The following is a 24,054-nucleotide window of genomic DNA, read 5'->3' as shown; positions in this document are numbered from 1 at the left end:
AAGCGATGACCACGAGCTTCAAGGCTTTGTTCGATCTGACCGGCCGAACCGCCGTCGTCACCGGAGGCTGTGGCATCCTCGGGGGCCGCTTTGCCGAGGGCCTTGCCGAGTTCGGCGCCAACGTTGCGATTGTCGATCTGGATCAGGCCGCAACCGGGGCTGCAGCAGCCGACGTCGCCTCCCGCCATGTCGTCCGCGCCAGAGGCTACGGTTGCGACATCACCAATCCTGAAGCGGTCCGCAACACAGCCGATGCGATCGAGGCCGACCTCGGACCGGTCTCGATCCTGCTCAACAACGCCGCCAGCAAGACCCGCGACGTCGACGCCTTTTTTGCCCCGGTGGAAAAGTTCTCGCAGGACACCTGGCGGGAGATCATGGCAGTCAATCTCGACGGCATGTTCAACGTTGCGCAGGTGTTCGGCGGCCGAATGGCCGAGCGCGGCTACGGCGCTATCGTGCAGACAGCCTCGATCTACGGCCTGCTGGCGCCCGACCAGCGCATCTACGAAGGCTCCGAATATCTCGGCCGGGCCATCAACACGCCCGCCGTCTACACGGCATCCAAGGCCGGCGTGATCGGCCTGACCAAGCACCTGGCGACCTATTGGGCGGCGAAGGGCGTCCGCGTCAATACCCTCACCCCCGGCGGGGTCGAGAGTGGGCAGAATGAGACCTTCAAGGCGCGCTATGGAGCCCGTATCCCCATCGGCCGCATGGCTCGCGCGGACGAGATGGTCGGCACAATGCTGTTCCTGGTATCGGACGCCGCGTCCTACGTGACTGGCCAGAACATCGCCGTCGACGGCGGCCTGAGCGCCTGGTAGCACGACCTCAATGATCAAGCGCCTGATCCAGAACACGGTGATTTCGGCGCTTGCCTTCGGCGTAGCCGCCTTGCTGGGCCTTGCGGTCATTCCGCTGATCATCGGGACCTGGGGGGTGACCGAGTTCGGCCTCATTGTCATCTCGCGGCTATTGCTTCCCAGCGGGATGATGGCGGTGCTGGACCTCGGCCTGTCCGAGGTCGCCACGCAGGTCGTCGCGCGCGCGAGAGAGCATCGAAATTGGACGCAGGCCAGCCGTCAGATCGCTTTCCTGGGGGTGGTCTCCATCGCTCTCACCGTGATCCTCAGCGCAGCCATATGGTTCGCGACACCGCTGTTCGTCATCGTGATGAAGGTTGACGCCGCGCATCTGGAGACGTTCACCCGGATCATGCACTGCACCGCCCTCGCGAATCTGATCTTCGTTCCGGCGCTGGTGTGGGAAGGTATCGTCAAGGGCTTCGAGCGCTACAACCTGCTCCGCATTGCGGAAGTCACGTCAACGGCGGGGTATGTCGGTCTGACATTCGCAGCCGCGTGGGCCGCGGCAGGCTTTGAAGTGGTCGCCTACATCTATCTTGCCACGCTTCTGGCCCGCGCCGTCGTCATTGGAATTGCTGCGTTGGTCGCCCTGCGGCACAAGCACGTGCGATTGCTGCCGTGGACGTCGGACATCCGGCAGGATATTCTGCACCGCTGCGTGCTGCTCCTGCAGGGCAAACTGATGGGCGGCGTTTCCGGACCGCTTCAGCCGTTCCTGATCGGATTGCTGTTCGGCCCCAAGGCCGTCGGCACCTACGACGCGCTGGTGCGATTGTCACGGGTTTCCAAAGTCGTCGTCAGCCTCCTGACATCCGCCTTGCTTCCCGTTGCCAGCCGCCTCGACGAGCGCGGCAGCGCGACGGCGTTCCAGCGTCTCGGTGACCTCGGCCTCGTCATGATGCCGATGTTCGTGGTGCCGCCGCTTGCCGCGACCGCGATCCTCTCGCCCGAGATCATGAACATCTGGATCGGTCCCCTTCTTGCGCCATACGCGTTCTGGATGGGTTTGAGCTTCCTGGTTCCGATCTGTGCCCAATACGTGGCGATCGGCAGCCTGATCTTTCTGACGCGGCCGGACGTGCAATCCAGGCTCAACAGGCTGGTCGCCGTTCAGCTTCTGGTCTGGGCGGTGGTCTCCGCCGCGACATTGCACCTGTTCGCGGAACGCGCTTTGATACTCGGCCAAGTCGTCGGCAGTATCGTTATCCTGCCCTTGCAGCTGAGAGAGTTGCGCGGTGCACTCGATCTCGACCGCAATCGCTTCGCGAAGGGTATCGGAACCCAGTTCGCAATCCTTGTGCTGGCAAGCATTTTTCTAGCAACAATTGCAGGTTACATTCGGTTCGACAGCGTGCTAAAGCTCGCGCTCGGTTCCATGGTTTTCTGTCTGGTTACCTGGACACTCCAGTACTTCCTCGTGCTTGAAAAGCGGCACCGGACTGTATTTCCAGCCGTCGGACAACTGATGGGACTGACATCCAAAAGCAATTGAATGAACATCCACGCGACAGACACGAAAGCCGTCATCACAGGTTTCGCTCCGGCGTCGTTGTCGGACAAGGCGGCGACTTATGCGCTGGATGCAGCGAGGAGCATCGGACGCCTCGCGATGCGCCGCGTCAAACGCACGGCCGACGTCGTAGATTCCGAGTACAATCTATCGCACTGGCAGCGAACGCTGTCGGAAAAGGCCTGGACGAAGGCCGCAAGCATCGGCGAATTCCTGATCCCGAAGAATCCCGCGCGGGGTCTTCGTAAGGTCGACAATCAGATCTGCAGGGTCGCAGCCGACGACTATTATCGCTATCGCGCCAGGGCCCTCGGCGAGCTACTCGCGCGACACACGGGTGGCGCCACTGAGATCGCCGAACTCGGTGCGGGCTGCGGCATCAATCTGCTGTCGCTGCATCTCAATCATCCCGACTGGAGGCTGCGCGGGTTCGACATCGCGCCGAACGGCATCGCTGCGGGCCGCGAGATCGCAGCGCATTATGGCCTGTCGGACCGGATAACGCTCGACAGGATCGACCTGACCGACGGCAACGACCCAAACTACGCGGCGATCAGGGACCAGGTCGTTTTCACCTATTTCTGCATCGAGCAAATTCCTTACGACGTGCGTAAGGTGGTGGACAACATCATCGCTGCGAGGCCGAAACGCGTCATCAACATCGAGCCGACGACGGAGCTGCTGAATTTTTCGAGTCCGCGAGATCTCGTCAGCTTTCTCTACATCCGCTCGGTCGACTACCAGACCCAGCTGTTCTCGACGCTCGACGATTACGAGCGACAGGGCCGCGTCCGCATCTTGGCTCGCGAACGCATGCCGTTCGCACCGACGATTCACAATGATGGTTTTTTGTATTGCTGGGAGCCCACATGACAACCGTCGACACGACGGCTGATCGGCCTGCCCCGAAAAAGGCGAAGATCAGCCAGTTCCGCCGCCTCCTATGGCACGTCAACCGCACCGATCTCGGATGGGGGCTGAAGGCGGCTCTGACCGCCCTGCAATTGCCTGCGCGCGCAAAGCGCGTCGCGCTTCTCAAGCAGCTTCCAGCCAAGCCCGAATGGGCCGAGGCGAGCCGCAAACTCGCCGAGGACGGTTACGTCGACGTGTCCGCGCTCATCGATCGCAGCCTCGCGGAAGCCGTCGCGACGTTCGCCGACGGCAAGGTGAGCCGCCTCAATGAGCTCGTCGGCCAGCAGAAGGAACGGCACAAATCGTTCTGGGTCAGCCTGCTGGACGAGGATCTCGTCAACGGCGCCTTTGCGACCGACCATCCGTTCGTGCGCAACGCCCTGCAGCCAGCCGCGCTGCGCATCATCGGCGATTTCATGCACGACCTGCCGCAATTGTCGGACGTGGTGCTGACGCTGTCGCAGCCGACTCCGAACCAGGCGCTGAGCTTCTCCCAGCTATGGCATCTCGACCACGACGACAAGCGTGTCTGCAAGCTCTTCATCTACCTGACCGATGTGCGGAACACCGCCGACGGTCCGTTCACCTTCATTCCAGCCGGACCATCGAAGGCGTTCCGCAACACGCTCAAGAGCCACATGAGCGATGCGCAGGTATTCGCCAAGACCGGTCCCGGCGTGGTCAAGGAGATGGTCGCGCCCCGCCTGTCGTGCTTCATCGTCAACACGGCCCGCTGCCTGCACATGGGAAGCCGGATCCAGTCGGATCACAGCCGCCTCCTCTACACGGCAACCTATATCCAGCAGCCGCGCATCTATCCCGAACCGCCGGCGCGCTTCCGCGCGGCGGGTGCCCTGACGGAGCTTGAGCGCACCGTGATGCGGCTCTGACACGGACCTGCCGGGAGCCCACATCTTGCGCATAGGCCTGGTGGTCGATCACCCCAAGCGTGACCTGCCGGGGGCAGTCATGCTCGGTTATCAACTCGCGCGGCGCGGCGTCTCCGTCGTGCTGGTGCCGATGTACGAGCAGGCCATCGATGTCCCGCGACTTGGGCTGGACGCGCTGGTCGTCAACTATGCGCGTCCCGTCAATCTCGGCCTGATGCAGAGCTTTGCCGGAGCCGGGCTGGCGCTGTACGTGCTCGATACCGAAGGCGGCGTGCTCGCGGAAAAGGGCGGCAACTCGCCTCCGGCGATGGCCGCTCATATCAAGGGCAGCGGCTACGCCGATATCCTGTCCGGCTATTTCTTCTGGGGACGCCGGCTGCACGACGCCTTCCTCGCAGCTGGAACGATGAAGCCGGACCAGCTTCACCTCACCGGATGTCCCCGATTCGATTTCGCAGCCCCTCGCTGGCGGGCGCTGCTCGACGGCGAGCCACGCGGCTATTTGCTCGTCAACGCCAATTTCCCGCTGGTCAATTCGCGCTTTACCGGCAAGCCGGGCGGGGAACGCGAAGCGATGGTGCGAGCCGGTTGGGATGGCGCCTATGTCGACCGCTTCATCGCGGACCTGAAGCAGGTCTTCACCAACTATCTCGCCGAGATCGACCGGCTCGCCGCAGCGCGGCCCGACCGCAACATTCTAGTGCGCCCGCATCCCTTCGAGAGCGAGGAGGTCTATCGCAATGCCCTCTCGCGCCACCCGAACGTCCTGATTGACGGCACCGGCAGCGTGCTCGACCGCATCCGCAATGCAGCCGCCGTCATTCATCTCAACTGCGGGACGGCGGTCGAATCGGTCTTGCTGGGGAAATTGCCGCTCCAACTCGAATATTTGAACACATCGATCACCGCCGGCCATGCCGCGCTGCCCGCGCGCGTGAGCCGGCAGGTCGACTCGTTCGAAGAGCTGCTCGGCGCAGTCGATCACATCGAGCGCGAGACCGAGACCTTCGATTTCGCTCGCGTTCACGCCGCCGATATCGAAGCCTTCTTCCATCTCAACGACGGAGGAGCTGCCGAACGCGTCGCCGACGTCCTGGCCTGCGCAACGCATTCGCGCCGACCCTACCTCTCGCTGCTTGCGACCGTGAAAGGCACGCGTGCAAAGCCGAGCCTAGGCCAGATCGTCAAAGGTGCCGCCAGCGCAGCGCTCGGCTCGGCCGTCACGGAACGGCTACGCAGCCAGTTCAACCCGGCTCGACGCGACAAACGGATCGCGCCGTCATTCGTCCAGACCCTGCTTCACCGCATCGCCGCCTATGACCAGGCGAACCCGTCTCAATTTACGGCAAGACGCGCGCAATGTGCGACGACGGGCCTGCCGCTCGCGAGCATTGCGATCGAACACGTCCGATAGAACCATGGCAACATCTGCAAAGACCATTCTCATCACCACCCTTGCCGAATACCAGACGCGGTTCTGGATTCCGGTCGCGCAACGCTTGCGCGCAGCAGGCCACGATGTCGAGCTGCTCGCCTTCGATGATCGCAGCGCGGAGATGTCGGCCACTGAAGGCGTTCCGGTCACGAACATGTATCGTGAAGGCCTCAAGGCCGGCCCCTCGCCCGAGGATCGCAAGGCGCTCGACGCGCGCGTCGTATCTTACGGGCTCGACGGAACCAATTTCCTGTTTAGCCACGAGCGATTCACTTTCGGAATCCGCGATACTGCCGCGCTGCGCCGGCGCTTCATGATCTATACCAACGCGATGGAGGCGGTGCTCGACCGGCTTGAGCGACAAGGCAAGCGCCCCGAACTGGTGCAGGAACTCGGCGGCTTTCTTTCCGTGATAGCGAGCTTCTACGCCGCAAAGCGCCGCGGCATCCGCAACTGGTTCATCGAGCCTTCGTTCTTTCGCGGCCGCATGTACTTTACGCCCGACACTCTCGGCGCACCCGACGTAATGCCGACGCCGGCGGACGCTGTGTCGCCCGAGGTGCGCGCCTATCTCGACGAAACGCTGACGCAGCGCGCGATCGTCATCCCCAAAAAGGATCAGCACCATTATTCGGCGGCCTTCAAGAAGGTCCTCAACTTTCGCAACGCCCGCCGCCTCACCGAGAAGCTGTGGGACCAGTTCGCGCTCGGCAAGCACCAGGAGTTCGGGCACAATCTGCGTCATGCCCGTGTCCACGCCGCGATGGCACTCAACGCGACACGGCTGCGCAAGCTCTACAAACCGATTCCGGAAACGCACTTCGTCTACTACCCGTTCCACGTTCCCGCCGACATGGCGCTGACGCTGCGCTCGCCGGACTATCTCGACCAGGTCGCGACCGTCGACTTTCTGCTGCGCACGATCCCGGATTCGCATGTCCTGGTCGTGAAGGAGCACCCTGCCCAGATCGGTGCGATCTCGGCCGATCGCCTGTTCGAACTGGCCCGCCGTTTCGACAATTTCGTACTGCTGCCGCCGCAGACCAATAATTACACCGTCCTCAATCGCGCCGATGCGGTCATCTCCGTCAACAGCAAGTCTGGCGCGGAAGCGCTGCTGCTCGGCAAGCCCGTCGTGGTGATGGGTGATGCGTTCTACCGCTCCTGCCCGCTGGTGTACGCGGTCGATCGTCTGGCCCAAGTGCCCGCGCGATTGCGCGAGGCGCTCTCCGCGGGTCCGTTCGATCCGGCCAAAGGCGCGCCCTATTTCGAGTCTGCCTGGCGCCGGTCTTACCCGGGCGAGCTTTATATCGGCGATCCCAAGCTGCTCGACACGTTTGCGGCCTCCTTGCGCGCGGCAATCGCCGAGCCGGCCCGCGTGAACTGAACGGACCCATCATGCCGCTCATCTCGATCATTACACCGTCCTGGAATGTCGAAGGCCTGATCGAGGAGACGATCCGCTCGGTGCAGAACCAGACATTCGCCGATTGGGAGCTCTTGATCGCCGACGACTGCTCGACTGACAAGACGCCGGCTATCATCGCGGACATCGGCGAGCGCGATCCGCGCGTCAAGCTGATCCGGCAAGCCAGAAATGGCGGCCCGGCGCTGGCGCGCCAGGCGTCGGTCGACGCCGCTCAGGGCCGCTATCTCGCCTTCCTCGACAGCGATGATCTTTGGCTGCCCGAGAAGCTGGAGCGGCAGCTTGCCTTCGCGCAGGAGAAGCAGGCCGCCCTCAGCTACACCGCCTTCCGCCGCATCAACGAGGCTAACACCGTCACCGGACGGCTGATCGAAGTGCCGGCCTCGCTGACTTATGATCAGCTCCTGAAGAACACGGCGATCGCGACGCTGACGGCGATGGTGGATCGCGAGATCGCCGGCCCCATCGTGATGAAGAACGAGGGCTACGACGATTTCTGCCTGTGGCTCTCGATCCTCGAGCGCGGCCACACCGCGTACGGCCTCAATGAGGATCTTGCACGCTACCGCGTCAGGGGCTCCTCAGTCTCGAGCCGCCCGATGCGCTCGGCCAAATGGGTCTGGCAGATCTACCGCAACGTCGAGCAGCTCTCCCTCGTCAAATCAGCCTGGTGTTTTGCCCATTGGGGAGCGCGGGCCTGGCTGAAGCGACGGGAGTTCTAGTGACGGCGCCGCTCACCGCGCAAGCCGCACGCTGCAGCGGCCGGAAATGAACATTGCGACCCGGGTCGGTTGTCTCTAGTCTGGCCCAGATCGCAGGGGGCTTTGCGTGGACAATCAAGGTGTTATTCCACTGGCAGCACGTCCCCACGCCGATGGCCGAGCCTGTATTGGCTGGACGCTGTGCAGCCTGTTTCCTGCAATTTTTCTGCTGGTTCTGTTCGCGCTCACGTCACTTAGCGCGCCCGAACATGACGACTTCTGCTTCGCGGATTTATACGCGCGTCATGGTTTCATCGATACCGTATCGCTCTTCTATCACTCGCAATCGGGCCGAGTTCTGGCTCTGTGGCTGACCCAGGTTCCGCCGGCGATCTCCGCAGCGGCGGGTGTCAGCCTGTTGTCGGCCTATTCACTGACGATGGCCGCGAGCGCAGCGCTGTTCCTGGCCGGCACGGCGCTCGCCATAGTCCGTGCATGGCCTCGCACCACCGCTCCGCAATTGGTTTTTCTCATACTTGCATTCGCGAGCGCCGTGGTCAGCGCAGCCCCGAGTGTGCGCGATCTGCTCTATTGGCTCTCGGCCGTGACCTGCTATGTCCCGCCTGCCTTGATCACCATCCTGATCCTCGGAGAGTGCATTCGGACCCTTGACGGGGAGGCCGGCTTCTCCTGGACGCTCAGCCTTGCGATGGCTCTAGGCGGTTTCGCGGCTGCGCTATGCAACGAATTCACCGGGCCGTGGCTGCTGCTGATTGTCTCGGCGTCACTGGCTGCGCGCCATCTCTTCGGCCAGCAGCGCCAGATCGTGCATCACTTGCTGATCGCGATCGCCATCGCGATCGGGTGGATCATCGTTGTCTCGGCCAGCGGCAACAGCGCGCGCATGGAACAACTCCCGAACGGCGGGCATGTGACATGGTCGGTGTTTCAAGCGCTCATCGACTCGCTCGTCGGTCTCGGTCGTTTCCTTCGAGAGCCCGCCATCGTCGCCTGGCTCGCCGCCGTCGGCCTTATCGCATTGATCGAGCCTGACCCGACGCCCCAGGGGCCCCAAGTGAGAAAGCTGTTGGCTCTCGGCACAATCGCGATCTGCCTGGCGTGCTGCTACTTCGAATATTTCGCTCATCGCTATGCGACGGGCATGCGGCTCATTGAACGGGCGCAGAACCAAGCATTGATCCTGCTGCTGTTCGGATCGACGCTGGGAGTCAAGCTGATCGTCGGTGCCTACCGCCCGCAATTGCGCGAACGGGTTGCGGCGGGCGCGTTTCGCGGCCTGCTCGGCCCCATCGGGATGCCTGCGGGCCTGGCACTGCTCACGATCGCTTCGCTCTGCCTGAGCTCCACGGCATTTCAGCTGCGCGCGCAGTGGCAGGGCCTGTACCCGTACTGGCGGGAGAGCGCCGAACGGCATGCCCTCCTGACGACGAACCGCGAGCCCGTTGTCGCGGTTCCGCGTCACAAAGGGACGCCGTCCCTGCTGATGACCGCCGATGTGACTGACAACGCTGACCGGTTGCCGAACGACTGCATCGCCAGATATTACAACAAGTCCGCCGTCTACGCCGCCGACACGCCGCGATGAACAATTGTCCTTCTCGAGAGATGCGAACGTGAAAACAATCAGCGTCATCACGCCCTGCTATAATGAAGAGCTCAACGTTAGGGATTGCTATGATGCGATCCGGAATATCTTCGACGCCGAGCTCCAGGGCTATCGGCGCGAGCACATCTTCTGTGACAACGCTTCCGACGATCGCACCGTCGAGATCCTGCGCGAGATCGCTGCACAGGACCCCGCGGTGAAGATCATCGTCAACGCGCGTAACTTCGGCCCGCTGCGCAACACTTTCAACGGCGTGATGGCCTCGCGCGGCGACGCTGTCCTCCTGTTCATGCCGGCCGACCTACAGGATCCACCCGAATTGCTTCCCGAATTCGTCAAGCTGTGGGAAGCCGGATACGAGATCGTCTACGGCATCCGCGCGGTGCGCGAGGAAGGGCGGCTGATGCGCGGCATCCGCAACGCCTATTACCGACTGCTGACCCGCTTCTCCGAGGTCAACGTTCCGCCCGGCGTCGGCGACTTCCAGCTCGTCGACCGCCGCGTGGTCGAGGCCATGCGGCACGTCCGCGACACATATCCGTTCATGCGGATGATGACGTTCGAATGCGGCGGCCGCGCCGTCGGCGTCCCTTACACCTGGCGCCAGCGCAAGAAGGGATTGTCCAAGAACCGCGCCGGCGCGCTGATCGACCAGGGCCTCAACGGACTGGTGTCCTTCACCACGGCACCGGTCCGCTTCGGGCTGCTCGCGGGTTTTCTGATCTCGGCGCTGAGCGTCGGTTACGCCATCGTCAATTTCGTGGTCGGCCTGATCCTGTACCGGCAGCTCGCCGAGCCCGGCATCATCACGCTGATCGTCGCCATGTTCTTCTTCGGCGGCGTGCAGCTTTTTTTCATGGGCATGATCGGCGAGTACGTCCTCGCGATTTACGGACAGGTGCGCGAGAAGCCCGTTGTGTTCGAGCGCGAGCGCGTCAATTTCGATCCCTCGCCGCCGTCTGGCGCATGATGCGCAGGCGGCGTCAGAGCTTCGCCAGCGACTGCTCGATCCGCGCGACGATCGCCTCGGCTGAAAGGCCGGCGGCATCAAGCAGCGCCTCTCGCGACCCCGCCTGCGAGGTCTTGCCGCCCTGCTCTGGAATGCCCATGCCCGTGATCGGCGGCCGGACTGCGTCGCCGGCAAACGCGCCCGCCACCAGGCTGAACAGGCCGCCGCGCAGAATATGCTCTTCCAGCGTCACGATGAGGGAGGCATCACGCACGACGTCGCGGATCGCGAGCTCGTCGAGCGGCTTCAGACAGGAGACGCTGACGACACCGACGCCGCACCCCCGCCTGGCGAGTTCGCCGGCGGCATCCAGCGCGCGCGATGCAATCGGCCCCGACGCAAGGATGACGACATCCCGTCCGTCACGCAAAACCCTGGGCTTGCGAAGGTCGGTCACGTCGGCGCCGAGATTCGGCTCTCCCTGACGGCTGAGCCGCAGGTAGGATGGCTTGCCGCTCGTTGCGATCAGACGCGTCGCAGCCCGCACCTCAGAGGGATCGCAGGGTACGAACACCTCGATGCCCGGCAGCATCGACATGATCCCCGCATCCTCCAGCGCATGATGGGTGTAGCCCTGGCTGCCATAGGCATAGCCGGCGCCCACCGCCACGACCTTGACGTCGGCACCATGGTAGCAGACGTCGTTGCGGAGTTGCTCGAGGCAGCGCAACGTCGGGAAATTTCCGATTGAATAGATGAAGACCGTCTTGCCCGACAGCGCTATGCCGGCGGCGATGCCGGCCATGTTCTGTTCGGCAACGCCGACATTGAGATAGCGATCGGGAAACTTCGCTGCAAACGGCTCCAGCACGGAGTAGCCGAGATCGCCGCAGAGCAGCCAGATGTCGGGGTTCTCGCTAGCGGCCTGCGACAGGCTCTCGATGAACGTCGTTCTCATGCGCCAACCTCGGCCAACGCCTGCGCGAGCAGCTCATCAGAAGGCGAGCGGTAGTGCCATTCGAGCTTGTTCTCCATGAAGCTCACGCCCTTGCCCTTCACGGTGTGCGCGATCACGACCGTCGGCCGGCCCGACGCCGTCGGCACACCTCCCAGCACATGCTCGAGCGCAGTGAGATCGTGGCCGTCGATCTCCTCGACCTGCCAGCCGAACGCCTTCCATTTCTCGGCAAACGGATCGAGGTTCAACACCTCGGCGACCGAACCAAAACTCTGGATCTTGTTGAAGTCGACGATGACGCAGAGATTATCGAGCTTGTGATGGGGCGCGAACAGGATGCCCTCCCAGTTCGAGCCCTCGTCGCATTCGCCGTCGCTGAGCAGGCAGAACACGCGGCTGCCAGCACCCGCCGTTCGCGCGGCGAGCGCCATGCCGATTGCAATCGGCAGACCATGGCCGAGGGAGCCCGTGGAGACCTCGACGCCGGGCACGGCATGGCTGACGTGTCCGGTGAAGATCGATCCGTCGCGGCAATAGGTGTCGAGCTCTGCCGGGGAAAAGAAACCGCTTTCGGCGAGGGCGGCGTACATGATCGCCGTGGCGTGGCCCTTGCTGAGAACGAAGCGATCGCGGCTTGCTGCTTGCGGATCGGCCGGATCGACGCGCAGGATCCGCGTGTAGAGCACCGCCAGGATGTCCGCCATCGAGAGGCAGCCGCCGATATGCGAAGCCTTGGCGGCATGCACCATACGCAACGCATGCGCACGAATGCGTCGTGCGAATTCTTTCGGCTCAGGAAGATTTGGTCGCGTCATGCCAGTCTACCGTCTCGCGTAATCCCTCATCCAACGGCACTTCGGGCTTCCAGCCCAAGGCGAGCATGCGCGAAACGTCCGCAGCCAGGACCATAACCTGATCGGGCCGATACGCCAACTCGCCGAAGCCGAGAGCAGCGCGCGGGTCAATCAGATCGCGCAGCCGCGTCACGGTCTCGCGCAGCGGCGGTGCGTCCGCACTGCCGACATTGAAGATGCCGCTCGCCGCATCATGCGTGATCGCCAGGCGGAAAGCGCTGGCAGCATCGCGCGCGTGCAGAAATCCCCAGCGCTGCTCACAAGCCGTCAGCGCCATGGGATGCCCGGAGCGCAAGTTCCGAATCATGCTCGGGATCAGCCAGTGGTCGGCATCCTTCGGGCCGTATGTCGAGAAGATCCGGAGCCACGCTGCCCGCAGCCCGCGCTCCTCGCACAGGCGCATCGACATCGATCCGGCCGCCAGCTTGGCCATGCCGTACAACGTCGTCGGCCGCGGCACATCGTCCTCCCGGATCGCGCGATCATAGGGTCCGTATTCCGCCTGCGAACCGGCTCCGACGAAGATCCTGGCGCCGGCCTGGGCGGCGAGTTCGACGAGGTCCACCGTATCGGCCACATTGACGGCCTGAACCGGACTGTTGCGATCGCTGCCTGCGACGCCGCGCCAGGCCATGTGCACGACCGCCTCGGGCGCGAACGCCCCGAGTGCTGCACGCAGCCCGTCCGGATGCTCCAGACTGCCCGGGATCACGTGCAGCCGGTTACGAAGCTCCCCCAGGCGCCAATAGGAACTTGCCGGCCGCAACAGCACGGCCACCTCGTGCCCGCGCGCCAAGAGGTCCGCGACGAGATAGGAGCCCAGGAAACCGCTCGCACCGGTGGCAAAAACACGCATAAACCCCGGGTAGATCAGCTACCCGGGCCCGTCAATGTCGCGCTTCCGCAACTCCCCCTGCCCGGTCCCCCTCCCGGCACGGCTGAACGGCGATCCGAACTTGATTATCCGGCCCATGCGGCTAAACGGAGGGCCGGACCGAGGTTCGACGACGCAGGGGTAGACGCATGAACGACTTCAGGCTGGCCATGATTTCCGCGGGCTTCGAGCACGGCGGAAACGTCACTCATCGTCACTTCGACGGCCATCCCGACCTGCTCGTCTATCCCTTCGAATCGCAGCTCGGCAATCGGAACTTCAACGACTTCCTGGCTTCGGTCGAGCGCGTCCAGTACCGCTATCCCGAATTCCCGGAGGGGCTGACGGCGATCGAGCTCTACGAGCAGATGATCGACGAGGAGCTGAAGACCTTCCTGCGCAAGCGCAATGGCTCCAAGTTCCGCGATGCGGATTGCGTCATGGACGAGAAAAAGCGGATCGCCGAGTTCGCCCGGATCGTCGGCCAGCCGCCGATCTTCCGCCGTCAGGTGGTCGAAGCCTTCTTCCGCGCGACCTTCGCGGCTTGGGAGAACTACTACACCAAGCCGCGGCCGGACATGGTTCATGTCGGCTACTCCCCCGCCATTGGGATCGATGCCGATCGCATGGTGCGCGACTTTCCCAACATCCGCATCCTGCACATCGTGCGCAATCCATTCTCGGCCTACCGAGACACCAAGCGCCGCCCGTTCCCGCAGCCGCTGTCCAAATACCTGATCACCTGGAACATCTATCACTCGACGGTCGAGATGTTTGCCAGGATGTACCCGGAGAACGTGCACATCTTCCGTTACGAGGACCTCGTGGACGACAAGCGCAAGTTCATGACCGAGGCGGCCGGATTCATCGGCGTGCCTTTCGCGGACAGCATGCTCTATCCGAGCTGGAACGGGGTCGAGATCAAGGACTCCATCGCACCCTGGGGAACCGTGCTCAAGAGCACAAGGGACTACAACCAGGCCGTGATCCAGGAACTCTCAGACGATGAGCGCAGGCAGATCGCGCAGGGCACCGCAGCCCTCGCCCGTCATTTCGGCTACGACCGGATCGACTATCTGAGCCAGCTCTATCGTGCTGAGTAAGATCGCGTTCTTCGAAACCTGCGACCGCCCCGACATTGCTGCCGATCGCGCGCAACTCCTGCCCGCGCTGCGGCAGCATCTGCAATCCTTCGACCGCAACGCCGCCGTCATGGCGGCCCCTGGCGGCACGCTCGGTGCCTGCTACGATGTAGACATCTCCGGCGAAAAGCGTTTCTTGAAGACGCATCTGCCGGGCGCGCGCGCCAACCTCGCCAAGGAAGCCGACATCCTCGAGCAACTCTACGGCGACATGATCGTGCTCGACCGTTTCGAGATCCCGCTCGCGGATGGGACGGCGCGGCTCTGCCTCACGATGCCCGCGCTCACGCCGCTGGCCGGCCCGATAGAGCCCGCTGATGCCGCTGCAATGGCAGAGGCATGCAGTGAGCGGCTCAAGGGCTGGCGGCCGAATGGGCTTGCCTCGTTCGAATATTATCTGGCTGCTGCCGCAGTGGCTCTGAAGACCCTTGCGAGCCGCCGTCTGCTGGAGCGGGCCACCGCGGCCGAAGTCCACAGACTGATCGCGCTGCTCGGGGATCGTCACGCGAATTTGCCCGAGGCGCTCTGTCATGGCGATTTCGGACCGAAGAACATCATGCTCCAGGGAACCGCACCGCGCGTCATCGACTGGGAAGACGCATTCCGCGGGATCGCCGGCTACGACTACCTCTATTGGCTGACTTTCATGGAGAACCGGCCGTTCCTGCAGACGGCCGCTTTCGGCCGAACCGGCCTTTCGCCCGACGTCGAGCGCGCCGTCCTCGTGCTCGTCGTCCTGCTCAAATCCTATCTGGCAGTCTTGTCGGGCGAGCACCTGAAGCACGCGGTGTCAGCAGAGGACCGCATCGCCGAGATCCTCCATCTGCCGGGCTAATCAGGCTTGCAAGGCGCCAGCGACCTGATCGAGCTGATCGAGCGAGAAGCTGCGCAGGTCCCGGCCTTCGCGTAGCGCCTTGTACCAATCGACAGTCAAGCGAAGGCCCTGTGCCAGATCGAGCCGGGGCGTCCAGCCGAGTTCGTTCCGCGCCTTCGCGCAATCAAGCCTGAGATAGGCAGCTTCGTACGGATGCGCGCCGGAATCGGCCGTCCACCGCGCGCCGTCGCCCCACAGCGCGATCAGGCGATCGACCACGGTCCCGACCGACATCTCGCTTGCGGTATCCGGTCCGAAATTCCAGCCCCCGACGAAACGTTCATCGGCCGCCAATCGCTCGACCAGCGAGAGATAGCCGAGCACCGGATCGAGTGCGTGCTGCCAGGGCCGCACCGAATTGGGATTGCGGATGCGGAGCGCCTCGCCTGCCAGGAAGGCCTGCATCGCATCGGGCACCAGGCGGTCGCGCGCCCAGTCACCGCCGCCGAACACGTTGCCGGCACGCGCGGTCGCGACGCGCGCCGCGCCGCTCGTGTTGAAGAAGCTGTGGCGGTAGGAATGAGTCACGAGCTCGGCACAGGCCTTGCTGTTGCTGTAGGGATCGTCACCGCCGAGCCGGTCGCCCTCGCCGAAGGCGGCGCCTGTACCGTTGTTCTCGTAGCACTTGTCGCTGGTGACGTTCAGGATCACCTGCACCGAGCGCAGATGCCGCGCCGCCTCCAGCACATGCACCGTGCCCATCACGTTGGTCGCGAAGGTCTCGACAGGCTCTTCATAGGAGGGGCGAACCAGCGCTTGCGCCGCCATATGGATGACGATATCGGGCTCGGCCTCCGCCATTGCGGCGCGCAAGGTCGGGAGATCGCGGATGTCGGCCACGCGGTGCCTGATGTCGTCGGCGATGCGAGCCGTGATGAACAGCGCGGATTGGTGTGTCGGCGGCAGCGCATAGCCGTAGACGTCAGCCCCGAGACGGCGCAGCAGCAGCGAGGCCCACGCCCCCTTGAAGCCGGTGTGGCCGGTGAGGAAGACCTTCTTGCCGCGCCAGAATGCCGGATCCGTCACCAGATCCTCCATTTGGCGCGGTTGCTGGCCCATTCGCCCTCGAGGAAGTTGCGATCGCGCAGCGAGTCCATCGGGTGCCAGAAGCCGGGATGCACATAGGCGCGCAGATCGTCACCGCGCACCAGTTGCTCCATCGGCTCGCGCTCCCAGATCGTGTTGTCGTCTGCGATCAGCTCGCCGACCGATGGCGACAATAGAAAGAAACCGCCATTGATCCAGCCGCCATCGTCATTGGGCTTTTCCTCGAAATTGACGACCCGGTCACCCTCGATCGCGATCGCGCCGAAGCGCTTGGCCGGCCGCACCACCGAAACGGTGGCGCGGCGCCCATGCGCCTTGTGGAAAGCGATCTCGGCGGCAAGGTCGATGTCGGCGACACCGTCGCCATAGGTCAATGCGAAGAAGGGCTCGTCCGCGACGTAGGACAGCACCCGCTTCAACCGGCCGCCGGTCTGGGTGTCCTCGCCGGTGTCCACCAGCGTGACCCGCCACGGCTCGGCGGTTTCGCGATGCACTTCCATCCGGTTCTCGGCGATGTGAAAGGTCACGTCGGACATGTGCAGGAAATAGTTCGCGAAGTACTCCTTGATCATGAAGCCCTTGTAGCCAAGGCAGATCACGAAATCATGGAAGCCGTAATGGCTGTAGATCTTCATGATGTGCCACAAGATGGGCCGCCCGCCGATCTCCACCATCGGCTTTGGTCGCGTGCTGGTCTCCTCCGCGATTCGCGTGCCGAGGCCCCCTGCAAGAATTACGACTTTCATTCGTTTGCTCCGAACGGGAGGCCCGCTCCCCGCGTATTCCCGACGGCTTCTATACGAAGTGGCGAGACCTGGAAAATCATCGGCTCTCAAGCAACTTTCGATGTCAAGAGGTATTTAATTACCCTCTTGCAAAGCTATTGGCGTTTTCGCCCGTAGCCGATACCACTCTGCCCGCCGCACCGGGGCAAGACCGTCCCGCGACCCAGCTGGAACCGACCATGCCGTTTGAAAACTACAGGAACAGCCGCATCCTCGTGACCGGGGGCGCCGGGTTCATCGGATCGCACCTCTGCGAGCGACTGCTCGATGCCGGGGCCGAGGTGGTGTCCGCGGACAATTATTTCACCGGCAGCCGGCGCAACATTGCCCATCTGATCGCAAATCCGCTGTTCGAAGCGGTCCGGCACGACGTCACCTTCCCGCTCTACATCGAGGTCGACGCGATCTTCAACCTGGCCTGCCCCGCCTCGCCGATCCATTATCAGCGTGACCCCGTGCAGACCACCAAGACCTCGGTGCACGGCGCCATCAACATGCTGGGGCTCGCCAAGCGGCTCAAGGCGCGCATCTTCCAGGCCTCGACCAGCGAGGTCTACGGCGATCCGCTGATCCATCCGCAGACCGAGGATTACTGGGGCAACGTCAACCCGATCGGCATCCGCTCCTGCTACGACGAGGGCAAGCGTTGCGCCGAGACGCTGTTCTTCGACTATTGGCGTCAGCACGACCTGCCGATCAAGGTCGCGCGCATCTTCAACACCTACGGCCCGCGCATGCAGCCAAATGACGGGCGCGTGGTGTCGTCCTTCATCGTCCAGGCGCTCAAGGGCGAGCCGATCACCGTGTTCGGCGACGGTGGGCAGACCCGCTCGTTCTGTTATGTCGACGACCTCGTCGAAGCCATCATGCGGTTGATGGTGACTGCGGAAGACATCACAGGCCCGATCAACCTCGGTAACAATTCCGAGTTCACCATCCGCGAGCTCGCCGAGAAGGTCATCAATCTCACCGGCTCGCGCTCCAAGCTGGAGTTCAAGCCGCTGCCGCAGGACGACCCGCGCCAGCGCCAGCCCGACCTCGCCAAGGCGAAAGCGGTGCTGAACTGGCAGCCGAAGGTCGCGCTCGAGGACGGGCTGAAGGAGACGATCGCCTACTTCAAGCATTCGCTCGACATCGCCTGATCTGCTCGCAACTCCCGTCGTTCGCAGCGAGCTAAGGCCATGAGCGCACCGCCCGGCATCATCAGCGATCTGCGCGCCCGCCTGGACTCGAAAGCAGCGCTGACGAAACTGGTCCTGCTGCACAGCGCCGTTACCTGCCTGTCGCTGATCGAGGTCGCGACCTTCCAGCTTTCCATCGACTTCGATCCGAAACGCCTCTGGATCGCGGTTCTCGTTGCGGCCGGCTTTTCCGTCGTCTCGCTGCTATTCGCCTCCGCCCGCTTCAGCTTCGGCTATTTCGTCGGATTCTATTTTTACACGATGATCCTGGGCTTCCTGTGGATCGACGTCTTCTCCGACTACAACTACCCGCGATTGCTTGCAGGAGTTTCGGCGGCATTGGCGCTGCTGCTCTTCCTGATCCCCGTTTTGTTCATCGGGGCGCCGCTGCGGCAATTCGTGCCCCTGTCCAACGCCCGCTTCGAGCATTTGCTGACGCTCATTCTGGCGGTCTCCATCGCTACCCTCGCGGTCGCTTCCACCTACAATTTCCGAATGGTCTCGGTCGCGCGCATTTACGACTATCGCGACGCCCTCGAATTTCCGGGAGCGCTGCGATATCTCATAGGGTGGGTTTCCAGCACGCTGCTGCCGTTCGCCTTCGCCTGCTACTGGCTGCTCGGCCATCGCGTCCGCGCCGTCCTGGTCCTGGTCCTGCTTCTGTTGTTCTATCCCGTCACGTTGACGAAATTCGCGTTCTTCACGCCGGCCTGGCTGATCACGCTGGTCGTGCTGTCACGGCTTCTGGAAGCGAGAGCATCGGTCATTGCCTCGATTTTCGTCCCGATGCTGATAGGACTACTCGTGATCTGGCTGACAGAGGCGAGCCTGAGGAGCATTCCGGGCAGATATTTCGACATCGTCAACATCCGGATGATGGCGACGGCATCAGGCGCGCTCGACCTCTACAACCACTTCTTCGCGAACCACCCGCTGACCTGGTTCTGCCAGATCTCCGTCCTCAAGCCGCTGGTGCATTGTCCCTACGACGAACCGCTGGCGGTGGTGATGCAGAACACCTACGGTTTCGGGCAAGTCAATGCATCGCTGTTTGCGACTGAGGGCATTGCCTCCGTCGGACCGTATCTTGCGCCTCTGACCGCGCTCGCATCCGGCCTGGTGCTCGCGGTTGGCAATCGGACGTCGGCGGGGCTGCCGCCCCGCCTCGTACTGATCTCCGCCGGAACGTTGCCCCACGTTCTGCTCAACGTGCCGCTTACGGTCGCGCTCCTCACGCACGGAACGGCCCTTATGTTCCTGCTCTGGTATGTGGTGCCTCGGAGTATCTTTGCACCGAAGGTCTAGTCGGGCCGCGCGCTCAGCCGGCCCGTGACTCCATCACGTCCCGAGTCAGCCGGATGAAATCCGCAACGAACGCCTCGACGCGCTGCTCGAGGTTCGGCAACAGATTGCGGACGGTCGCAGCCTCGGCCGTTTCCGCAACCTGCAACATTTGATCGGCCAGCGCCGCGGCGTCTCGGATGCCGAAGTATCGCGCGCTACCCCCGGTCTGTTCGCGATGGACATCGATGTCGGACAGAATCATCGGGACACCGAACGACTTCGCTTCCTCGACAGTCGTGCTCCACCCCTCGCATTCCGAAGGATTGATGAGCGCCATCGATGCACGCAGGAGGGCATAGACATGATCCAGGGGAATCAATCCGAGATGCTTGAAGTTCGGCTCCAGCCCGCGCGAGCTGACCTCGCTCATGGTCTTGTCGAAAAGGCCGGACTCGCGGAAGTCCTCCGTATTTCCAGAGGCCGCGACGACGACGTCGCGCCCCCGAGACTTCAGCAGATCGAGCGCATCGACCACGAGCTGGTGATTCTTGTGCCGCCAGAACTGGTTGGGCAGATAGAAATAGCGTCGCGGAAGATCATAGCGGGCGATCACGTCAGACGGATCCGTGGTGAGCAGTCCGACAGGGGGCTCGCTCGCAAATCGAACGACCGAGACGCCGTTCGAACTGCCCGGATAGAACTTCCTGAGATCGCCGAGCGCGCTGGCGCTGCTCAGCATGATGTGCCGACCAGACGCGATCTGAGCCCGAAAGCCGAGATCACGCCGCCAATAGGCGGCCCTGGAGAAAAGATGGGGAAGCAGGCGATGCTGAAAATCCGGGAACCATGCGACTGCCGGAAATGGCAGGCGCCAGCCAAAGAAGCGCGCGGATTCGAACACCATGTCGATCCCGTTGGCCTTGAATTCGGCAACGGCAGGCGCGTCCAAGCCAAAGACGATCGCTCGAGCGAGATCCGTCGTGCGGGCAAGTCCGGTCGCGCCGTGATCGAACACCGGCGAGCGCACGACCTCGACGCCGGGAATGCTGGCCAAGGCCGCGATCTCATCGGGATCGTCCGCCGCTCCGGCAAACAGCACAGGGACCACCATCCCCGGAGAATGCCGGTTGAGCACCTCGAACAGATTGCGTTGATAGTTGTAACCGCCCGCCCATAGGCGTCGCGGGACGTTGGTGAACGCAATCCGCAGCGGTGCGCGCTTAGGCACGGCCCGGGCCCCTGAACCATTCGACGTAATCGGCGAGACCGCGCTCCAGCGGCAGGCGCCAGTCGAAATTCATCTCGCGCAAACGCCCGTCATCCGCCAGCAGGCTGACCGGGTCGCCCGGCCGCGCCACGCCGGAATAACGAACGACGGTGTTGCTTCCCCAATTCCGGATCAGGCCTTCGGCAATATCGGCGACGCTCGTGCCGCGTCCCGAGCCGCCATTGATCGGCCGGAATTCATCCTGGTGCACCTCCTCCGCAACGCGGGCCAGCAAGCGAACGACATCGCGGACGTCGGTCCAGTCCCTTATCTCGGCCCCGGTCCCTCCCAGATCGAGAGACCGTTCATCGCTGCTCAGCCGTGAGCAGATGTCCCAGAGCAGTTGCTTGCGAAGGTTCGGACCGTAGACCGAGAACAACCGCACGACGGTGCAGCGAATGCCGAAACTCTGCGCATAGCTCCGGCACAGCTGCTCCATCATCAGCTTGTGATGACCATAGGGCGACATCGGCGCGAGTGCGGCGCTTTCGGGAATCGGACCGGCATGCTCCGAACCGTAGACCGCCGCGCTCGACGCGACCACCAGACGGCACGCCGGTGCAGAGCTTCGAAGCCATTCGAGCAGGCGTGCCGTGCTCGTCACCGTCCGCGAAAAGTCCTCGAACGGGCGCGCGATCGACGGCCCGACCGACGATCCACCCGCTAGATGGAAGACCTGCGACGGCAACCCGCGCGCAGCGGCGAGCGCGCTCAGGTTGGCCGCGTCAACCTCGCCATTGATCCACGTCTGCAAGCCGAGGGCGCGCGCATCGGCTGCATCGAGCGCGCCGTGACCAAGGCCATGAACTGCACGCCCGGCGCCTGCCAGCTCGCGAACGAGATGACGGCCGATGAACCCGTTCGCACCGGTGACCCACGCGGACATGATCTAAACCTTGTGACAAACGAACGAATAGAGCCGGCCAGGCCGACGGTCAAAGCTCTTGGCCAGCGAAAGCAGCGATACGAAGACGCGCTGCGAAGCAAAGGCCGCGCGCCACAGCGGACCGGCTGGAATCTTCAACGTCAGCCTTTCGACAACCGCGGATCGCAGCGTCTCCATTGTGTAGGGAAACAGATTGATGGGACTTTGCAGCGGAGCCAGCGTCTCGACAGCCGCAAAGCCGGCCGATTTCAGCGCGCCGGTATAACGGTTGAGCAGGTAGGCATGCTCGCCGCCGTAAAGGCGATGCAGCGGGTGCTGATCGAGGAACTGCTGAAGATCGCTTTCCTTGCTGATCACATGCTCCCGCGCGGCGATCAGCATCCCGCCGGGGCGAAGCACACGAAACATCTCGCGGCAGGCGCCGTCGAGGTCGCGCATATGATGCAGCACCGCGCGCGCAAATACGAGATCGAATGTTTCGTCCGCGAACGGCAGGCGCTCCGAGAATTCCTCGACCACGTGGATCGGCAGCTTTGTCTCGGCCGCCAGATCGCGGATCGCCGCCGCACCGACGATCGCGCTGCCATCGGGCTCGAGGGCAGTTACCTCAAATCCGCTGCGAGCCAGCGCGTAGCTCGCAATGCCGCGACCGGCACCGACGTCGAGCGCCGTGCCGGAGCGGCCGGACAGCAGCGCCGCAATCGCCTGCCACTCGGAGCTTCGAAAATAGCGCTCGGCAGCCGCGGCCAGCGGATCATCGTAGAAGGCGTCACGCACGAGCTGGCCCTGATCCGGCTGATTGCGCAGCCAGACCACGGCTTCCTCCCAAGTCGTGAACTTCCCGTTACCGCTCATCGGGCCGGAGCTCCCTGACCAGCACCGCCGGGTTTCCGGCCACGATCGAGAAGGCCGGCACGTCCTTGGTGACGACCGCGCCGGCCGCTACCACTGCCCCCTCGCCAACCGTTACGCCGCGTAGCACCATCGCACCCGCGCCAACCCAGGCATCATCGCAGATCCGAACCGGGGCTTCGTCGAGCGAAAGCTCACGCGGATGACCGCTCGTGAATATCTGTCGGACCTGTTCGTGTCGCGCGGCCGCCCCGATCGGATGAGTCAGACTGTCGAATACATTCGCCGAATGGGAGATCAGAACCCGGTTTCCAATCTCGATGGAGGCGGCGGACCAGATCCGCGTCCCCTCGCCGACATAACACCATTCGCCGATCCTGATCTGCCCACCATGGGCGAAGGTCATGAGTTCGCCGAAAATTCGGCTCTGCGCGCCAATGTCGATCTTGTCGGTGTCGCCGTAGATATTCCTCATCCTGGCGTCGGCGCCGAGCACAGCGCCGGCACCGAGACGGCACGTCGCACGTCCAACCATCCGCTGGACCATGTAGTCGACATTGCGGCCGGTGAACCGCTGAATCAGGAAGTTGAGGTTCATGCAATCCACTGAAAATCGCGTCGCCCGGGACGCTCTAGCACGGCTAAATCCGTCCGACGAGATCGCCGAACTGCTTCCATTGCACGTCCTTGCGGTAGACGTCCCGGACGCGGGCCCGGCCAAGGGCGGCGATCTCCGCCGACCTCGGCCAGTCCTGCAAGCTTCGAGAAATGACCTCGACGGCCTGCTCCGGGGTATCGTAGGTCTCGATGGTGCGCCCCTCCTCCATACCGTCCGGATACCCTCCGGCGTCGGAGACGAGCAGCCCGCCGCAACCCATCGCCTCGAAGCAACGCATATTGCCGCGATCAGTGCCAGCCATGTCGATCGCGCCGTTGAGCACGATCTTCGACGACCCGATCAGTTCGTAGAGGCTCCTCCCAAACACGGGAGGCTTCGCAATGGCGGCGATGGCATCGGGGCGCCGGTGCTCGCGCAGCGGGAGCAATCGTCCGAGCGCGGTCTCGGCGAGCCTGGTCAGACGCGAGGCATCGAGACATAGCACGATGTTGCGACTGGCCGCGAGCTGCGCGACCTGCTCCAGCGTCCGGGCGCGCGCCCGATGGTGCCGCGAGTAGCCGCCGACGAAGACGACGTCGATCGGGCGTTCGCCGTGGCCATATTCGTCCATCACGGGATCATGTGCCGGAAAGAACAATTCGGCCCGGCATCCCTTGCCGCGCCAAATGTCGAGGATCGACGGAAAGTTTCCCAGCACGGCGCCATACGCCGTGAAATCGGCATTTCCTGACGGCGCCGCACGCCAGCACAACGCCGTCTTGACACAGCCCGGCAGCTTGGCGACGAAGGCGCTCGGATAACGCACCGGATCGAGGTTGTAGAACACCTCGGTGGCGTGATGCTCGATCTGCGCAAGCAGGATGGCCTCGAGGGTCGGCTCGCCCGACATGCCCTGCTCGCGCGCCCAGCGGCGCTGCAGGATCTCGTCGTCTCCGTTGGTGAAGAAGGCTTCCGGCGATGCATCGAGCACCGGCTTGAGGAAATGCGCCGCGCCGAAACGGTCATGCAAGAACACATCCCGCCGCTCCGCGAAGCTATGGGTATTCGCCGCGAGCTGGTTCAGCTGCAGCAGATAGGACGGGTAGAGGGCGCTATTCTGGAACAGGCGCATC

Annotated in this window: 23 protein-coding genes; 13 read left to right on the top strand and 10 right to left on the bottom strand. The window is 63.4% G+C overall.

The window, feature by feature from the left end:
• The first annotated feature begins 5 nt into the window (after positions 1 to 5).
• From RX330_RS13100 to RX330_RS13060, 9 genes are all read left to right on the top strand, one after another.
• Complete coding sequence (locus tag RX330_RS13100) at positions 6 to 827, top strand: SDR family oxidoreductase (RefSeq protein WP_317243260.1); 822 nt, start codon at positions 6 to 8, stop codon at positions 825 to 827.
• 10 nt (positions 828 to 837) lie between these two features.
• Positions 838 to 2,361 carry a lipopolysaccharide biosynthesis protein gene (locus RX330_RS13095; protein ID WP_317243259.1) on the top strand — a complete coding sequence of 508 codons (1,524 nt, stop codon included), beginning with the start codon at positions 838 to 840 and terminating at the stop codon, positions 2,359 to 2,361.
• Positions 2,362 to 3,252 carry a class I SAM-dependent methyltransferase gene (locus RX330_RS13090; protein WP_317243258.1) on the top strand — a complete coding sequence of 297 codons (891 nt, stop codon included), beginning with the start codon at positions 2,362 to 2,364 and terminating at the stop codon, positions 3,250 to 3,252. It abuts the gene before it with no gap.
• On the top strand, positions 3,249 to 4,181 hold the full coding sequence (locus tag RX330_RS13085; RefSeq protein ID WP_317243257.1) for a hypothetical protein: 933 nt from the start codon (positions 3,249 to 3,251) through the stop codon (positions 4,179 to 4,181). Before RX330_RS13090 ends, RX330_RS13085 begins: the two co-directional genes overlap by 4 nt.
• A 25-nt stretch (positions 4,182 to 4,206) precedes the next feature.
• Entirely contained in the window at positions 4,207 to 5,595 is a 1,389-nt protein-coding gene (locus RX330_RS13080) for a surface carbohydrate biosynthesis protein (RefSeq protein ID WP_317243256.1), read from the top strand.
• Positions 5,596 to 5,599: 4 nt separating this feature from the next.
• Positions 5,600 to 7,003, top strand: coding sequence for a capsule biosynthesis protein (locus RX330_RS13075; RefSeq protein ID WP_317243255.1), 1,404 nt, complete (start codon positions 5,600 to 5,602; stop codon positions 7,001 to 7,003).
• Positions 7,004 to 7,014: 11 nt separating this feature from the next.
• The gene (locus tag RX330_RS13070; protein WP_317243254.1) at positions 7,015 to 7,764 is read left to right on the top strand and encodes a glycosyltransferase family 2 protein; all 750 of its coding nucleotides are present in this window, start codon (positions 7,015 to 7,017) and stop codon (positions 7,762 to 7,764) included.
• A 106-nt stretch (positions 7,765 to 7,870) separates the two neighbouring features.
• Positions 7,871 to 9,349: a DUF6056 family protein gene (locus RX330_RS13065; protein WP_317243253.1), complete on the top strand. Its 1,479-nt coding sequence runs from the start codon at positions 7,871 to 7,873 to the stop codon at positions 9,347 to 9,349.
• Positions 9,350 to 9,377: 28 nt separating this feature from the next.
• The gene (locus tag RX330_RS13060; protein ID WP_317243252.1) at positions 9,378 to 10,340 is read left to right on the top strand and encodes a glycosyltransferase family 2 protein; all 963 of its coding nucleotides are present in this window, start codon (positions 9,378 to 9,380) and stop codon (positions 10,338 to 10,340) included.
• A 13-nt stretch (positions 10,341 to 10,353) separates the two neighbouring features.
• On the opposite strand, the gene RX330_RS13055 is transcribed toward RX330_RS13060, so the two are convergent.
• Genes RX330_RS13055 through RX330_RS13045 form a run of 3 tightly spaced genes read right to left on the bottom strand, consistent with a single transcriptional unit; the run spans position 10,354 to position 12,987 of the window.
• Positions 10,354 to 11,277 carry a transketolase family protein gene (locus RX330_RS13055; RefSeq protein ID WP_317243251.1) on the bottom strand — a complete coding sequence of 308 codons (924 nt, stop codon included), beginning with the start codon at positions 11,275 to 11,277 and terminating at the stop codon, positions 10,354 to 10,356.
• A complete protein-coding gene (locus RX330_RS13050) occupies positions 11,274 to 12,092 on the bottom strand; it encodes a transketolase (protein ID WP_317243250.1) in 819 nt (272 codons plus the stop codon). Before RX330_RS13050 ends, RX330_RS13055 begins: the two co-directional genes overlap by 4 nt.
• Entirely contained in the window at positions 12,070 to 12,987 is a 918-nt protein-coding gene (locus tag RX330_RS13045) for an NAD-dependent epimerase/dehydratase family protein (protein ID WP_317243249.1), read from the bottom strand. Before RX330_RS13045 ends, RX330_RS13050 begins: the two co-directional genes overlap by 23 nt.
• Positions 12,988 to 13,154: 167 nt before the next feature.
• On the opposite strand from RX330_RS13045, the gene RX330_RS13040 reads away from it, so the two are divergent.
• The gene (locus RX330_RS13040) at positions 13,155 to 14,108 is read left to right on the top strand and encodes a sulfotransferase family protein (RefSeq protein WP_317243248.1); all 954 of its coding nucleotides are present in this window, start codon (positions 13,155 to 13,157) and stop codon (positions 14,106 to 14,108) included.
• On the top strand, positions 14,098 to 14,982 hold the full coding sequence (locus tag RX330_RS13035; protein ID WP_317243247.1) for a phosphotransferase: 885 nt from the start codon (positions 14,098 to 14,100) through the stop codon (positions 14,980 to 14,982). The genes RX330_RS13040 and RX330_RS13035 overlap by 11 nt, the downstream gene beginning before the upstream one ends.
• On the opposite strand, the gene rfbG is transcribed toward RX330_RS13035, so the two are convergent.
• Both rfbG and rfbF read right to left on the bottom strand, forming a co-directional pair.
• Positions 14,983 to 16,047 (bottom strand): CDP-glucose 4,6-dehydratase, encoded by a 1,065-nt coding sequence (gene rfbG, locus RX330_RS13030; protein ID WP_317243246.1) that lies wholly within the window; start codon positions 16,045 to 16,047, stop codon positions 14,983 to 14,985. It abuts the gene before it with no gap.
• On the bottom strand, positions 16,044 to 16,814 hold the full coding sequence (gene rfbF, locus RX330_RS13025) for a glucose-1-phosphate cytidylyltransferase (RefSeq protein WP_212091164.1): 771 nt from the start codon (positions 16,812 to 16,814) through the stop codon (positions 16,044 to 16,046). The genes rfbG and rfbF overlap by 4 nt, the downstream gene beginning before the upstream one ends.
• A gap of 218 nt (positions 16,815 to 17,032) precedes the next feature.
• Here rfbF and RX330_RS13020 point away from each other — a divergent pair, with 218 nt between their 5' ends.
• Both RX330_RS13020 and RX330_RS13015 read left to right on the top strand, forming a co-directional pair.
• Entirely contained in the window at positions 17,033 to 17,995 is a 963-nt protein-coding gene (locus RX330_RS13020) for a UDP-glucuronic acid decarboxylase family protein (protein WP_212091161.1), read from the top strand.
• A gap of 39 nt (positions 17,996 to 18,034) precedes the next feature.
• Positions 18,035 to 19,339, top strand: a complete 1,305-nt coding sequence (locus RX330_RS13015; RefSeq protein WP_317243243.1) for a hypothetical protein — start codon at positions 18,035 to 18,037, stop codon at positions 19,337 to 19,339.
• 13 nt (positions 19,340 to 19,352) lie between these two features.
• Here RX330_RS13015 and RX330_RS13010 read toward each other — a convergent pair whose 3' ends face one another.
• From RX330_RS13010 to RX330_RS12990, 5 genes are read right to left on the bottom strand one after another with little or no spacing between them, the layout of a single operon-like run.
• Entirely contained in the window at positions 19,353 to 20,546 is a 1,194-nt protein-coding gene (locus tag RX330_RS13010) for a glycosyltransferase family 4 protein (RefSeq protein ID WP_317243242.1), read from the bottom strand.
• Entirely contained in the window at positions 20,539 to 21,471 is a 933-nt protein-coding gene (locus RX330_RS13005) for an NAD-dependent epimerase/dehydratase family protein (protein WP_317243241.1), read from the bottom strand. Before RX330_RS13005 ends, RX330_RS13010 begins: the two co-directional genes overlap by 8 nt.
• A 3-nt stretch (positions 21,472 to 21,474) precedes the next feature.
• Entirely contained in the window at positions 21,475 to 22,326 is an 852-nt protein-coding gene (locus RX330_RS13000) for a class I SAM-dependent methyltransferase (protein WP_317243240.1), read from the bottom strand.
• Positions 22,316 to 22,921, bottom strand: a complete 606-nt coding sequence (locus RX330_RS12995) for an acyltransferase (protein WP_317243239.1) — start codon at positions 22,919 to 22,921, stop codon at positions 22,316 to 22,318. The genes RX330_RS13000 and RX330_RS12995 overlap by 11 nt, the downstream gene beginning before the upstream one ends.
• Positions 22,922 to 22,964: 43 nt before the next feature.
• Positions 22,965 to 24,053, bottom strand: coding sequence for a glycosyltransferase (locus tag RX330_RS12990; RefSeq protein ID WP_317243238.1), 1,089 nt, complete (start codon positions 24,051 to 24,053; stop codon positions 22,965 to 22,967).
• Position 24,054 lies beyond the last annotated feature (1 nt).

Source organism: Bradyrhizobium sp. NDS-1, assembly GCF_032918005.1.
GTDB lineage: Bacteria > Pseudomonadota > Alphaproteobacteria > Rhizobiales > Xanthobacteraceae > Bradyrhizobium > Bradyrhizobium tunisiense.
Note: the sequence above shows the minus strand (reverse complement) of the source record. Positions and strands in the feature narration are given on the sequence as shown.